Source organism: Streptococcus oralis (assembly GCF_003942585.1).
Classification (GTDB): Bacteria; Bacillota; Bacilli; order Lactobacillales; family Streptococcaceae; genus Streptococcus; species Streptococcus oralis_BE.
Genome location: NZ_RJNK01000002.1, coordinates 250,716 through 263,825, shown reverse-complemented (window position 1 = coordinate 263,825; position 13,110 = coordinate 250,716). Strand labels below are relative to the sequence as shown.

Sequence of the window (13,110 nt, the reverse complement as noted above, 5' to 3'; positions counted from 1 at the left end):
GAAAGGGACGACAGGATATGTCGAAAAATACAAAATTATGGGGTGGTCGATTTGAAGGCACTGTGGAAGATTGGGTAGAACAGTTCGGTGCGAGTATTTCCTTTGACCACCAGCTGGCAAAATTTGATTTGATGGGTTCCCTAGCTCATGTTCAAATGCTAGGACAGACCGGCATTTTAAGCTTGGAAGAGGCAGAGCAGATCCAAGATGGTCTGAAAGCTTTGTTGCGAGATTTAGAGGCAGGAGAGCTTCATTTTGATATTGCAAATGAAGATATTCATATGAATATGGAAGTGTTGCTGACAGAGAAAATCGGTCCTCTGGCTGGAAAACTACATACGGCTCGTTCTCGGAATGACCAAGTCGCAACGGATATGCACTTATATCTAAAGGAGCAGCTTGAGCATGTCTTGAATAAGTTGGCGAATCTGAACAGTGTTTTGCTGGATTTGGCTGAAAAACATGTGGAAACTATCATGCCAGGCTATACTCATTTGCAACACGCCCAACCGATTAGTTTTGCCCACCATCTCATGGCTTATTACAATATGTTTCAAAGGGACAGCGAGCGATTCGCATTTAACCTGAAACATACGGACCTATCTCCCCTGGGTGCGGCTGCCTTAGCGGGGACAACTTTTCCAATCGATCGTCAATTATCGAGTGATTTATTGGGCTTCCAACAACCCTATACCAATTCCTTGGATGCAGTGAGTGACCGTGATTTTATCTTGGAATTCCTGTCAAATGCCAGCATTTTGATGATGCATATGAGTCGTTTTTGTGAGGAAATCATCAATTGGTGTAGTTTTGAGTATCAGTACATTAGCTTGTCTGATAGCTTTTCAACGGGTTCATCTATCATGCCCCAGAAGAAAAATCCTGATATGGCCGAATTGATTCGCGGGAAGACAGGACGGGTTTACGGGCACTTACTTGGACTATTGACCGTCATGAAATCTTTGCCTCTGGCTTACAATAAGGATTTGCAAGAGGACAAGGAAGGCATGTTTGATACAGTAGAAACGATTTTAAATTCTCTGGATGTGTTGGCAGGTATGCTATCAAGCATGCAGGTTAATAAGGCCAAAATGCAACAATCTACAGAGAATGACTTTTCGAATGCGACCGAACTGGCAGATTATTTGGCAGAAAAAGGCCTCCCCTTTAGAGAAGCGCATGAAATAGTAGGGAAATTGGTTCTAGACTCTATCAAGCATGGTAAAAATATCCAAGATTGGGATTTGAAGGAGTTGCAAGTCTACCATCCCTTGATTGAAGAGGATATTTATATCTACTTGCGTCCGGAGACTGCTGTTCAGAGACGGAATTCCTTAGGAGGAACTGGCTTTGAGCAAGTGAAATACCAGATAGAACAAGCGAAGAAAGAACTTAAAGGGGAGAATTGATTCGTTTACAAAGAAGAAAGAGAGGTTGAGATGATTTATCAGCCTCTTTCTTGTCTTCTCCAACCAAGCGTGTTATAATGAATACTGCTCAAGCGACCTTCAATCGTGAAGCACACACGACCTTCAATCGTGAATAAACGAATAGATGGGAGACTTACCATGAGTGATAACTCTAAAACACGTGTTGTTGTGGGGATGAGTGGTGGTGTTGATTCGTCGGTGACGGCTCTCTTGCTCAAGGAGCAGGGCTACGATGTGATCGGTATCTTCATGAAGAACTGGGATGACACAGATGAAAACGGCGTTTGTACAGCGACCGAAGATTACAAAGATGTGGCTGCGGTGGCAGACCAGATCGGCATTCCTTACTACTCTGTCAATTTTGAAAAAGAGTACTGGGATCGCGTTTTTGAGTATTTCCTAGCGGAATACCGTGCAGGGCGCACGCCAAATCCAGATGTTATGTGCAACAAGGAAATCAAGTTCAAGGCCTTTCTGGACTATGCTATGACCTTGGGTGCAGACTATGTAGCGACGGGGCATTATGCCCGAGTGGCGCGTGATGAGGATGGCATCGTTCACATGCTTCGTGGCGTGGACAATGGCAAGGATCAGACCTATTTCCTCAGCCAACTTTCGCAAGAACAACTCCAAAAAACCATGTTCCCCTTGGGACATTTGGAAAAGCCTGAAGTTCGCAGACTAGCAGAAGAAGCAGGCCTTGCGACTGCCAAGAAGAAAGACTCGACAGGGATTTGCTTTATCGGAGAAAAGAACTTTAAAAACTTCCTCAGTAACTACCTGCCAGCCCAGCCTGGTCGCATGATGACTGTGGATGGTCGCGATATGGGCGAGCATGCAGGTCTGATGTATTATACAATCGGTCAGCGTGGCGGACTTGGTATCGGTGGCCAACATGGCGGTGACAATGCTCCTTGGTTCGTTGTCGGAAAAGATCTCAGCAAGAATATCCTCTATGTCGGCCAAGGTTTCTATCATGACTCGCTCATGTCAACAAGCCTAGAAGCCAGTCAAGTTCACTTTACTCGTGACATGCCAGAGGAATTTACGATAGAATGTACGGCTAAATTCCGCTACCGTCAGCCTGATTCTAAGGTGACAGTACATGTCAAAGGAGACAAGGCAGAAGTCATCTTTGCGGAACCGCAGCGCGCGATCACACCAGGACAGGCGGTTGTTTTTTACGATGGCGAAGAGTGTCTAGGTGGCGGTTTGATTGACCAAGCGTATAAAGACGGAAAAGTTTGTCAGTATGTCTAACTGGAGTTAAGTAAAAATGATGAGTTCTCAATTTTTTTATGCATTTATGGCATTTTTCGCTATAATGAACCCAATTTCAAATCTTCCTGCTTACATGGCTTTAGTAGCAGATGATAGTCAAAAAATTTCACGAAAAATTGCTTTTAGGAGTCTTTTGATTGCCTTTGTTATTGTAACTGTTTTTATCTTTTCAGGAGATTTCATTTTTAAAGTATTTGGAATTACAATTGTTTCTTTCAGAATTGCTGGTGGAATATTAGTGGCCGTTATCGGTTATCATATGATTAATGGTAATCATTCACCCAGCTATAAAGGAATGGAGCAGCAAGCAGTAAATTCAGATCCAATGTCTATTGCTATTTCTCCTCTTGCAATGCCACTTTTTGCGGGACCAGGTACAATTACAACTGCTTTAAGTCTGGCTAATGGAGGTTTGCAGAATCAACTGATAACCGTAGTTGCTTTTGCTCTACTATGTGTCATCACTTATCTCCTGTTAAGAAGTGCAAAACAAATTGCAGGCTTCTTGGGAGAAAATTTGATGAAAATTATAACGAAAATGATGGGACTTTTACTATTCTCGATAGGAATACAGATGATTATCGTCAGTGTGCAGACCTTGCTCAAACAGTGATTTGCATTGACAAAACGATTTGATTTGATAAAATAACTTTAACAATAGTCATGATGGTCAAAGCTCATGGATGTTGCAGGCTTTTTGTTCTGGACTTCTCAGAGTTTTGACTGTTTTTGTGTCGTTTAAGGGAAAGGACAAGAATGACTCAACAAGACTTTCGGACAAAAGTAGGAAATACGGTTTTTGGCGTTCGGGCGACAGCCTTGATTCTCCAAAATGGCAAGCTCCTAGTTACCAAAGATAAGGGCAAGTATTACACTATTGGCGGTGCGATTCAAGTCAATGAAAGAACGGAAGACGCAGTAGTCCGCGAAGTGAGGGAAGAACTGGGTGTCAAAGCTCAAGCTGGGCAGCTAGCTTTCGTGGTTGAAAATCGTTTTGAACAGGACGGTGTTTCCTATCACAACATCGAGTTTCATTATTTGGTAGACTTGCTCGAAGATGCCCCATTGACCATGCAGGAAGATGAGAAATCGCAGCCCTGTGAGTGGATTGACTTGGACCAGCTCCAGGATTTCCAACTAGTCCCAGCCTTTTTAAAAACAGCCTTACCAGATTGGGAAGGCCAACTAAGACACATTCATCTTGAGGAATAGGAGAGAAAATGATGGTTAAGCTTATTGCCCATGTACTTGTTCATAGTGGTAGTGATTATTTGCTCATTCAGCGTTCGGAAATTAAAAGAGGACAACCCAACGTTTATCCAACTTACTGGGATATTCCTGGTGGCGGGGTTGAAAAGGGTGAACTTCCGCGAGATGGAGCTCTTAGAGAATGTATTGAAGAAGCGGGAGTTAGACTAGATAGCAGTTCGCTCAAACTTCTTCACGAAGATAGTCAACTGGATACCTCTAAGGATACTGTCTTTACTCGCTTAGTTTATAAAGCAGAGTGGGTTGGGGAGAAGCCAATTATCAGATTAGATCCTGAAGAGCATACGCACTTTAAATGGGTTACTATGGCTCAAGCTCTAGAGGAGGAGAAGTTAGTTCCTTATTTACGAGAAATTTTTGAAAGGTTAAGAAATGACTTATAATTTTACGGAAGAATACGATATTATTGTAATCGGTGCGGGGCACGCGGGGGTAGAAGCATCCCTAGCAGCTAGCCGTATGGGCTGTAAGGTCTTGCTTGCGACCATCAACATTGAAATGCTGGCTTTCATGCCTTGTAACCCTTCTATCGGCGGTTCTGCCAAGGGGATTGTTGTGCGTGAAGTCGATGCCCTTGGTGGTGAAATGGCTAAAACCATTGACAAGACTTACATCCAGATGAAGATGCTCAACACTGGGAAGGGGCCAGCCGTTCGTGCCCTCCGTGCGCAGGCTGACAAGGAACTTTACTCTAAGGAGATGCGCAAGACGGTTGAAAATCAAGAAAATCTGACCCTTCGTCAGACCATGATTGATGAGATTTTGGTGGAAGATGGCAAGGTTGTCGGTGTGCGTACAGCGACCCATCAAGAGTATGCTGCAAAGGCCGTTATCGTGACGACAGGGACGGCCCTCCGTGGGGAAATTATCATCGGAGATCTCAAGTACTCATCAGGTCCTAACCACAGCCTAGCTTCGATTAACCTAGCTGATAATCTCAAGGAATTGGGCCTCGAAATCGGTCGTTTCAAGACAGGAACCCCTCCACGTGTCAAGGCTTCTTCTATCAATTACGATGTGACAGAAATTCAGCCAGGAGACGAAGCGCCTAATCACTTCTCATACACTTCACGTGATGAGGATTATGTCAAGGATCAGGTGCCATGCTGGTTGACCTATACCAATGGTACCAGTCATGAGATTATCCAAAATAACCTCCACCGTGCACCTATGTTTACAGGTGTGGTCAAGGGAGTGGGACCTCGTTACTGCCCGTCGATTGAGGACAAGATTGTGCGCTTTGCGGACAAGGAACGCCACCAACTTTTCCTTGAGCCAGAAGGGCGCAATACAGAAGAAGTCTATGTTCAAGGTCTTTCAACCAGTCTACCTGAGGATGTCCAACGTGACTTGGTTCATTCCATCAAAGGGTTGGAAAATGCTGAAATGATGCGAACAGGTTATGCCATCGAGTATGACATGGTCTTACCTCATCAGTTGCGTGCAACACTTGAAACCAAGAAAATCTCAGGACTCTTCACAGCTGGTCAGACAAATGGAACGTCAGGTTACGAAGAAGCTGCTGGCCAAGGGATTATCGCTGGTATCAATGCGGCTTTGAAAATCCAAGGCAAGCCTGAATTGATTTTGAAGCGCAGTGACGGTTATATCGGGGTAATGATTGACGACTTGGTGACCAAGGGAACCATTGAACCCTACCGTCTCTTGACCAGTCGAGCTGAATATCGTCTCATCCTCCGTCATGACAATGCCGACATGCGTTTGACCGAGATGGGTCGTGAGATTGGGCTTGTTGACGATGAACGCTGGGCTCGTTTTGAAATCAAGAAACATCAATTTGAAAATGAGATGCAGCGCTTAGATAGCATCAAACTCAAGCCAGTCAAGGAAACCAATGCCAAGGTTGCTGAAATGGGCTTCAAACCTCTGACAGACGCCGTGACAGCCAAGGAATTCCTTCGTCGCCCAGAAGTGTCTTATCAAGATGTCGTAAACTTTATCGGTCCTGCCGCTGAGGACTTGGATGACAAGATTATCGAATTGATTGAAACAGAAATCAAGTACGAAGGCTATATTTCCAAAGCCATGGATCAGGTTGCCAAGATGAAACGCATGGAAGAAAAACGCATTCCAGCCAATATTGATTGGGATGATATTGATTCTATCGCGACAGAAGCTCGTCAGAAGTTCAAACTCATCAATCCAGAAACCATCGGCCAAGCTAGCCGTATTTCGGGAGTAAACCCAGCAGATATTTCTATTTTGATGGTGTATCTGGAAGGTAAAAATCGTAGTATTTCTAAAAATCAAGAAAAGAAAGCATAGAGAAAAACAGCTCCGAAGACGGGGCTGTTTTGTTGATTTATTCTTCTTCGTCTGGTGTGAGGATCATCGGGATGATGATCGGTTCACGTTCTGTATTTTCATAGAGGAAGGGGCGGATGGCGTTGACAATGGCACCATTGACAGACTGCACGCTAGCATCTTTGTTTTTCAGTGCGATACGAATTGCATTGAAGAGAATGCGCTGGCTTTGACGAATCAAGTCACCAGATTCTCTCATGTAGACAAAGCCTCGGCTGAGGATATCAGGCCCAGACAAGATCATTTTAGACTTGAAGTCAACAGTTGCGACTGCTAGAACGACACCATCTTCAGATAGATCACGACGATCTTTGAGGACAGCTGCACCGATTTCACCGATACGATTGCCATCGACATAGATGTCTTGGGCATTGAAGTGGCCTGCGATACGAGCCGAGTTAGCAGTAAGGGCAAGTACATCACCATTGCTCATGATAAAGATATTGTCCTTCTCAACACCAGTATCCACTGCTAGTCCAGCGTGGATTTTCTGCATACGGTATTCACCATGGACAGGCATGAAATATTTGGGCTTAATCAAGCGGAGCATGAGTTTTTGCTCTTGCTGACCACCGTGTCCAGAGGTGTGGATGTTGTTGATTTTACCGTGAATGACTTCGACGCCAGCTTCTGAGATAATATTAATCAGTTTGTTGACGCTAGTAGTATTTCCAGGGATTGGACTAGAAGAGAAGATAACGGTATCGCCGGGTTGGAGTTGCACCTGACGGTGGGTTCCGTTAGCGATACGAGAAAGGGCTGCCATCGGCTCACCCTGACTACCTGTACAGAGGATCAGAACCTCACCTGCAGGATAGTCTTTGATTTCATTTGGCTCGATAAAGGTTCCCTTAGGAGCTTTGATGTAGCCAAGCTCGATTCCGTTGACAATGGCCTTTTCCATAGAACGTCCAAAGACCGCAATCTTACGTCCAGTCTTAACAGCGGCATCTGTTGCTTGTTGGAGACGGAAGATATTTGAGGCAAAGGATGCAAAGATGATGCGTCCTTCAATACCTTGAATGATCTTCATGATGGACTGACCAACGACTTTTTCAGAGTTGGTAAAGGTTGGCACTTCTGCATTAGTTGAGTCAGAGAGGAGGCAGAGCACACCCTCTTCACCAAGGGCAGCCATCCGGTGCAAGTCTGCAGGTTCTCCAACTGGAGTGAAGTCGAACTTAAAGTCACCCGTACAGACGATTTTCCCTTGAGGAGTATGAATAACAATCCCCAAAGGCTCTGGAATAGAGTGAGTCGTTCTAAAGAAAGTTGCCTTGAGATTTTTAAAGGTCAACTCAGTGTTGTGGTTGATTTCATAAAGTTTGGCGTTGCGCAAGAGGCCGTGTTCTTCGAGTTTTCCACGGATCAAAGCCAGGGCAAGCGGTCCAGCGTAGATAGGGACATTTGCTTGTTTGAGCAGAAAAGGAATCCCACCGATGTGGTCCTCGTGTCCGTGTGTAATCAAAACAGCCTTGACGCGGTCGATATTGTCCACGATGTATGAGTAGTCAGGGATAACGTAGTCGATACCCAGCAAGTCATCTTCTGGGAATTTAATCCCAGCATCGACGATGATAATCTCGTCTTGGTATTCAATTCCGTATGTGTTTTTCCCGATTTCTCCCAGACCACCGATGGCAAAAACGCCAACTTCTTCAGGTTTAAGAGTGTAGGCCATATTAGAACTCCGTAATCTCGAAAGCGCCAGTTTCTTTTTCGTAATCTAGCAATTTGTCAGACAAGAGTTCGATATACTCGATGTTGTACTCTGGGCGGTTTTCTTCGACAAGTTGGCGAGCAGCGATACGACCCTCAAGTTCTGAGCTGGCATCGATGTCTAGGTAAAGTGAGCGTGTTGTTTCACGACGTGGGCTACGTTCTTTTGTTTCTTGATAAAAAACTTTGTAAATCATATAGTTCCTTTCTATTTATAGGTCAACTTATTCCAAACTTTTAGCAGAGATTTGCTTGATTTCATTCCATTTTGTGTCTAGATTGACCTTGATTCGTTACAATTATTTCAATTATACCACAAAATGAAAAATTAGTAAAAGAGGGAAAATGGAGAAAGTCGTGAGGGAAAGAGGGGCAAAAAGAGATTAGTAGGGCTTGGTCGGATAGCTATAAGGTGTTATAATGGAAGGAGAAGGGGAAATTTATAGATGGGAACGTTCCCTATAGCTTTTAAAACAAGGAGGATTAAGAATGTTTAGTTTGTTTGAATTTGCGATCGGGGTTCGCCTCTTGATGTTTATAGTTTTTGTAGCCTGTGTATACGGTGGAAATCTTATTTTTACATATCTAGAGCACCGAAAAACAAAATTCCTTTGGAAGCTGACTTTTGTAACACTCTACTCTATATTTCTGCTTCTTGTCACCTATGTTGTCTGGCTCGTTTTTCACTTCGGTTTAAATGCTTAAACTTAATTATTCATCTAAATATACAGAAAATCCACCTCGTCTTGATAGATGGAGCGGATTTTTCTATTTTTAGATGAGCTCTTTATTGTTACGATGATGATTTCTCGTATCGAAAATCGAGTTGAAGCATAAAAAGAAAACAATGTAAACAGATGAATCAACTGGTAAGGGTGTAACGATTATGTTTAAATCATTGAAAATGATGAGCAAACTGTAAGAGATGAAGAGAATAAAATTTACCCTTCTAAAAATGAGCCTTTTATCTAGCATGACTTATCCAAATTTCTTACGAAGATCTTTCCCGATAGTGTAAGCAGCCATAAATAAAGCTATACCAACACCTACGCCAAAACCACCCTTAATTTCTTGCAATTCTTTATTAGAAATTGCACAATACTTATCTAAACCTTTAATCATACTAACCTCCTAAAAAATAACCAGCTGCCAAACCAGAACCTACAAGTGCTGTTCCACCTGCAATAGCTTTCCAAGATACTGCTACTCCAAAGATAACTAAGGGAGCGAGACCACCATCAATATCTGATAATTCGTTTTCAGATAACGATAAAAATTGATTGTCAAGAACGTCAAAATTTGTCATTGAACTTTCCTCCTTTTTTCTTGTTCACTTATATATTCGGAAAAGATAGGAAAAATGTAAAATTTTTTTGAATTTTTGTACCATACTCTTTGCCTAAGTGTCAGGCCCTTTTGTTTGGGAAGAAAGAAAATTCCCATGAGCTGGCTTTTGTAGTATAATAGTAAACAGACAAAAAGATAGGAATGTGTTATGAAAGTATTAGCTTTTGATACGTCTAGCAAGGCTCTTTCTCTAGCCATTTTGGAGGATAAGCAGGTCCTTGCCGAGACGACTATTAATATTAAGAAAAATCACAGTATTACCCTCGTGCCTGCCATCGATTTTTTGATGGCCAGTCTAGATTGGACACCCAAGGACTTGGACCGAATCGTGGTAGCTGAAGGGCCAGGTAGCTACACAGGCTTGCGAATTGCGGTAGCAACTGCTAAGACCTTGGCTCATACCCTGAACATTGAGTTAGTTGGTATGTCTAGCCTATTGACTCTGGTGCCACGCCAACAAGAAGGCTTGGTGGTTCCTTTGATGGATGCGCGTCGCAACAATGTTTATGCAGGATTTTATGAAAATGCTCAGCCTGTCTTGCCAGAAGCACACCTGTCCTTTGCGGAAGTGCTAGAGCAGGTCAAGGATGCTGAGCAGGTGACCTTTGTCGGAGAAGTCGGTCTCTTTGTGGAGCAGATCCAAGAACAGCTACCACAAGCTAGCTATCAAGAAACCTTGCCAAATGCAGCTAATCTAGCTCTTTTGGCTTGGGATAGGGAAGCAGCCTCCTTGCACGACTTTGTGCCAAATTACCTCAAACGAGTTGAGGCTGAGGAAAATTGGCTTAAGAATCACACCGAGTCTGGCGAATCTTACATTAAACGCCTATGATTGAAATCAAACGAATTCAACAGCAACCTGACCTGGCTCAAGCCATCTACGCTGTCATGGCAGATGTTTACCCAGTCGGTCCTTGGACGCTGGAACAAATCCAAGCAGGCCTGTCCCAAGACCAGACTTGGTATGCTCTGGCTTATGATGGAGCAGAAATGATAGGTATTTTAGCTGTGCAGGAGAATCTCTTTGAAGCAGAAGTCCTGCAAATCGCTGTCAAGAAAGCCTATCAGGGTCAGGAAATTGCGTCAGCCTTGTTTGCAACATTGCCGACAGATAAGGAAATTTTCCTTGAAGTCAGAAAGTCAAACCAACGAGCGCAGGCATTTTACAAGAAAGAAAAGATGGCGATCATCGCTGAGCGAAAGGCTTACTACCATGACCCAGTCGAGGACGCCATCATCATGAAGAGAGAAATAGATGAAGGATAGATATATTTTAGCATTTGAAACATCCTGTGATGAGACCAGTGTCGCTGTCTTGAAAAACGACGATGAACTCTTGTCCAATGTCATTGCTAGTCAAATTGAGAGTCACAAGCGTTTCGGGGGCGTAGTGCCAGAAGTAGCCAGTCGTCACCATGTCGAGGTCATTACAGCCTGTATCGAGGAGGCTCTAGCAGAAGCAGGAATTACAGAAGAGGACGTGACAGCTGTTGCGGTTACCTATGGACCGGGCTTGGTCGGAGCCTTACTAGTTGGTTTGTCAGCTGCCAAGGCCTTTGCTTGGGCTCATGGCCTTCCGCTTATCCCTGTGAATCACATGGCGGGCCACCTCATGGCAGCTCAGAGCGTAGAGCCTTTGGAGTTTCCCTTGCTAGCTCTCTTGATCAGTGGTGGACACACAGAGTTGGTCTATGTTTCTGAGGCTGGGGATTACAAGATTGTTGGGGAAACCCGGGATGATGCGGTTGGTGAGGCCTATGATAAGGTTGGCCGTGTCATGGGCTTGACCTATCCAGCAGGTCGCGAGATTGATGAGCTGGCTCATAAAGGGCAGGATATTTATGATTTCCCTCGTGCTATGATTAAGGAAGATAATCTGGAGTTTTCGTTTTCAGGTTTGAAGTCTGCCTTTATCAATCTTCACCACAATGCCGAGCAAAAGGGAGAAACTTTATCCAAGGAAGATTTGTCAGCTTCCTTCCAAGCAGCAGTCATGGATATTCTTATGGACAAAACCAAGAAGGCCTTAGAAAAATACCCTGTTAAAACCCTAGTCGTGGCAGGTGGTGTGGCAGCCAATAAAGGTCTTAGAGAACGCTTGGCAGCCGAAATCACAGATGTCAAGGTCATCATTCCACCCCTGCGTCTCTGTGGAGACAATGCAGGTATGATTGCCTATGCCAGCGTCAGCGAGTGGAACAAAGAAAACTTTGCAGGCTTGGATCTCAATGCCAAACCGAGTCTTGCCTTTGATACCATAGAATAAAGAGTCAGCTAGAGGCTGGCTTTTTTGATAAAATATTTTATAATATGTTAAAAAAGTAAAAATTTGTACGAATAGAAAAGTAAAGTGAGTTGATAAGGGAGTAAGGAGATGATTGAAAAACAAGAATTAGGAGAATTTTACAAGGAATTGCGTCTTGCGAGAAAACTCAAGCAGTCAGATGTGGCTTGTGAGGGTCTAACAGCATCCCAGCTATCCAAGTTTGAACTAGGGCAGTCTATGCTGTCTGCGGATAAGCTGATCCTAGCTATCCAAGGGATAAATGTGACCTTTGATGAATTTGGACACAAGCTCAACAACTATCAAGAATCCCCACACATGCGATTTGGCCGAAAGGTTGTGGATCGTTTTGCTTATCAAGATATAGCGGGTTTAGAGCAACTGTTGGAGGAAGTCGAACAAGAACAGATGGCGCAGACCTATCGTCGTTTGAATGCTATTGTGATTAAAAACGCTATCCATTCTCTGGATAAAAACTATCTGCTAGAAGAGGAGGATAGCGAGTTTTTGACTAGCTATCTCTATGCTATCGAGTCTTGGACCTGGTTTGAACTCTATCTTTTTTGCAATACCATGCCCTTCTTGAGTAATCAAGATCTGATCTTTTTATCAACCTCCTTACTCGAAAAATCCAAGGAATTTAAAGAATTGGCACACAATAGACTGTACATGAAAAGTGGCTATCTGAATATTATATCAGAGCTCATGGAGCGTAAGCTTTTCTCTTACATCCCAATCTTTGAGTCCGAGTTGGAAAGCATGCTTCGTCCGTATGATGTTTTTGAGAAATTATTGTGGCAATTTTTAAAGAAAATGAGTGTTTTCCTTCAAACTAAGGGAAGTAATCAAAAAGAGATTGAACACTTTATCCAATCTCTGCAAATATTAGAAAATCCACAATTAACAGCCCTTTTTGAACTACGATTACAGCAATACAAAGAACTTATCGATTAGTTAAAGATGGGAAATGATAATAATATCAGCAACGATTGTCAATAATGCTATGATTTGTTTCTTCATTTCATGTCCTCCTGCATAATGGTAACTATATTATATTAGTGAAATAATTAAATCAATCAAAATCGCAAATGTGAAATTTCCATGAGAAAAAATATCAAATATGCGATTTTCTAAAATAAGCCAATTTTCGTGTTATACTGTCCTTGTAAGACATTTGAAGCAAATCCTAGGTCGCAGAAGTGGTTTACAAATAGAAATAATTGAAGGAGTGTAAATGATGTTGAATTTACAATTTGCAGAAACAATGGAACTAACAGAAGTGGAGTTAGAGGCAGTTTACGGAGGAAGCCTTGTGGTTAACCCAGGCAATGGTGGTGGAATTGCTTTACCGATTTGGGGAGGCGGAGGTATTGGACCAAGCCCTTACGGAGCTTTTGATTGGATGAAAGGTCTCTGGGTAGGCTTGGCTGAAAGAAGACGCAAATAAAACTTAAA

At 43.2% G+C, this 13,110-nt stretch carries 16 protein-coding genes; 12 read left to right on the top strand and 4 right to left on the bottom strand.

Annotated elements, in window-relative coordinates; genetic code table 11:
* Positions 1-17 precede the first annotated feature (17 nt).
* The 6 genes from argH to mnmG all read left to right on the top strand — a co-directional run bounded on the left by argH (position 18) and on the right by mnmG (position 6,266).
* A complete protein-coding gene (gene argH / locus D8862_RS04915; RefSeq protein WP_125448975.1) occupies positions 18-1,409 on the top strand; it encodes an argininosuccinate lyase in 1,392 nt (463 codons plus the stop codon).
* Between the two features lie 159 nt (positions 1,410-1,568).
* Positions 1,569-2,690 (top strand): tRNA 2-thiouridine(34) synthase MnmA, encoded by a 1,122-nt coding sequence (mnmA, locus tag D8862_RS04910; protein WP_125448973.1) that lies wholly within the window; start codon positions 1,569-1,571, stop codon positions 2,688-2,690.
* Positions 2,691-2,709: 19 nt separating this feature from the next.
* Positions 2,710-3,324, top strand: coding sequence for a MarC family protein (locus tag D8862_RS04905; protein WP_002894248.1), 615 nt, complete (start codon positions 2,710-2,712; stop codon positions 3,322-3,324).
* A gap of 143 nt (positions 3,325-3,467) precedes the next feature.
* Positions 3,468-3,923, top strand: a complete 456-nt coding sequence (locus tag D8862_RS04900) for an NUDIX hydrolase (protein ID WP_185760835.1) — start codon at positions 3,468-3,470, stop codon at positions 3,921-3,923.
* Between the two features lie 8 nt (positions 3,924-3,931).
* Positions 3,932-4,363: an NUDIX hydrolase gene (locus D8862_RS04895; RefSeq protein WP_000989473.1), complete on the top strand. Its 432-nt coding sequence runs from the start codon at positions 3,932-3,934 to the stop codon at positions 4,361-4,363.
* A complete protein-coding gene (gene mnmG, locus D8862_RS04890) occupies positions 4,353-6,266 on the top strand; it encodes a tRNA uridine-5-carboxymethylaminomethyl(34) synthesis enzyme MnmG (RefSeq protein ID WP_125448969.1) in 1,914 nt (637 codons plus the stop codon). Before D8862_RS04895 ends, mnmG begins: the two co-directional genes overlap by 11 nt.
* A gap of 37 nt (positions 6,267-6,303) precedes the next feature.
* On the opposite strand, the gene rnjA is transcribed toward mnmG, so the two are convergent.
* A complete protein-coding gene (gene rnjA / locus D8862_RS04885; protein ID WP_125448967.1) occupies positions 6,304-7,986 on the bottom strand; it encodes a ribonuclease J1 in 1,683 nt (560 codons plus the stop codon).
* A gap of 1 nt (position 7,987) precedes the next feature.
* Positions 7,988-8,221, bottom strand: a complete 234-nt coding sequence (locus D8862_RS04880; protein WP_000639587.1) for a DNA-dependent RNA polymerase subunit epsilon — start codon at positions 8,219-8,221, stop codon at positions 7,988-7,990.
* A gap of 292 nt (positions 8,222-8,513) precedes the next feature.
* On the opposite strand from D8862_RS04880, the gene D8862_RS04875 reads away from it, so the two are divergent.
* Positions 8,514-8,729: a hypothetical protein gene (locus tag D8862_RS04875; RefSeq protein ID WP_125448965.1), complete on the top strand. Its 216-nt coding sequence runs from the start codon at positions 8,514-8,516 to the stop codon at positions 8,727-8,729.
* Between the two features lie 273 nt (positions 8,730-9,002).
* Here D8862_RS04875 and D8862_RS04870 read toward each other — a convergent pair whose 3' ends face one another.
* Both D8862_RS04870 and cibA read right to left on the bottom strand, forming a co-directional pair.
* On the bottom strand, positions 9,003-9,146 hold the full coding sequence (locus D8862_RS04870; RefSeq protein WP_061853253.1) for a bacteriocin: 144 nt from the start codon (positions 9,144-9,146) through the stop codon (positions 9,003-9,005).
* Position 9,147: 1 nt separating this feature from the next.
* Positions 9,148-9,330: a fratricide two-peptide bacteriocin subunit CibA gene (cibA, locus tag D8862_RS04865; protein ID WP_000180842.1), complete on the bottom strand. Its 183-nt coding sequence runs from the start codon at positions 9,328-9,330 to the stop codon at positions 9,148-9,150.
* Positions 9,331-9,519: 189 nt separating this feature from the next.
* On the opposite strand from cibA, the gene tsaB reads away from it, so the two are divergent.
* The 5 genes from tsaB (at position 9,520) to D8862_RS04840 (ending at position 13,102) form a co-directional block, all read left to right on the top strand.
* On the top strand, positions 9,520-10,203 hold the full coding sequence (gene tsaB / locus D8862_RS04860) for a tRNA (adenosine(37)-N6)-threonylcarbamoyltransferase complex dimerization subunit type 1 TsaB (protein ID WP_125448963.1): 684 nt from the start codon (positions 9,520-9,522) through the stop codon (positions 10,201-10,203).
* Positions 10,200-10,637 (top strand): ribosomal protein S18-alanine N-acetyltransferase, encoded by a 438-nt coding sequence (rimI, locus tag D8862_RS04855; RefSeq protein WP_125448961.1) that lies wholly within the window; start codon positions 10,200-10,202, stop codon positions 10,635-10,637. The genes tsaB and rimI overlap by 4 nt, the downstream gene beginning before the upstream one ends.
* Positions 10,627-11,637, top strand: coding sequence for a tRNA (adenosine(37)-N6)-threonylcarbamoyltransferase complex transferase subunit TsaD (gene tsaD / locus D8862_RS04850; RefSeq protein WP_125448959.1), 1,011 nt, complete (start codon positions 10,627-10,629; stop codon positions 11,635-11,637). The genes rimI and tsaD overlap by 11 nt, the downstream gene beginning before the upstream one ends.
* Positions 11,638-11,745: 108 nt before the next feature.
* Positions 11,746-12,609, top strand: a complete 864-nt coding sequence (locus tag D8862_RS04845) for an Rgg/GadR/MutR family transcriptional regulator (protein WP_125448957.1) — start codon at positions 11,746-11,748, stop codon at positions 12,607-12,609.
* Between the two features lie 283 nt (positions 12,610-12,892).
* Positions 12,893-13,102, top strand: coding sequence for a hypothetical protein (locus D8862_RS04840; RefSeq protein WP_125449157.1), 210 nt, complete (start codon positions 12,893-12,895; stop codon positions 13,100-13,102).
* Positions 13,103-13,110 lie beyond the last annotated feature (8 nt).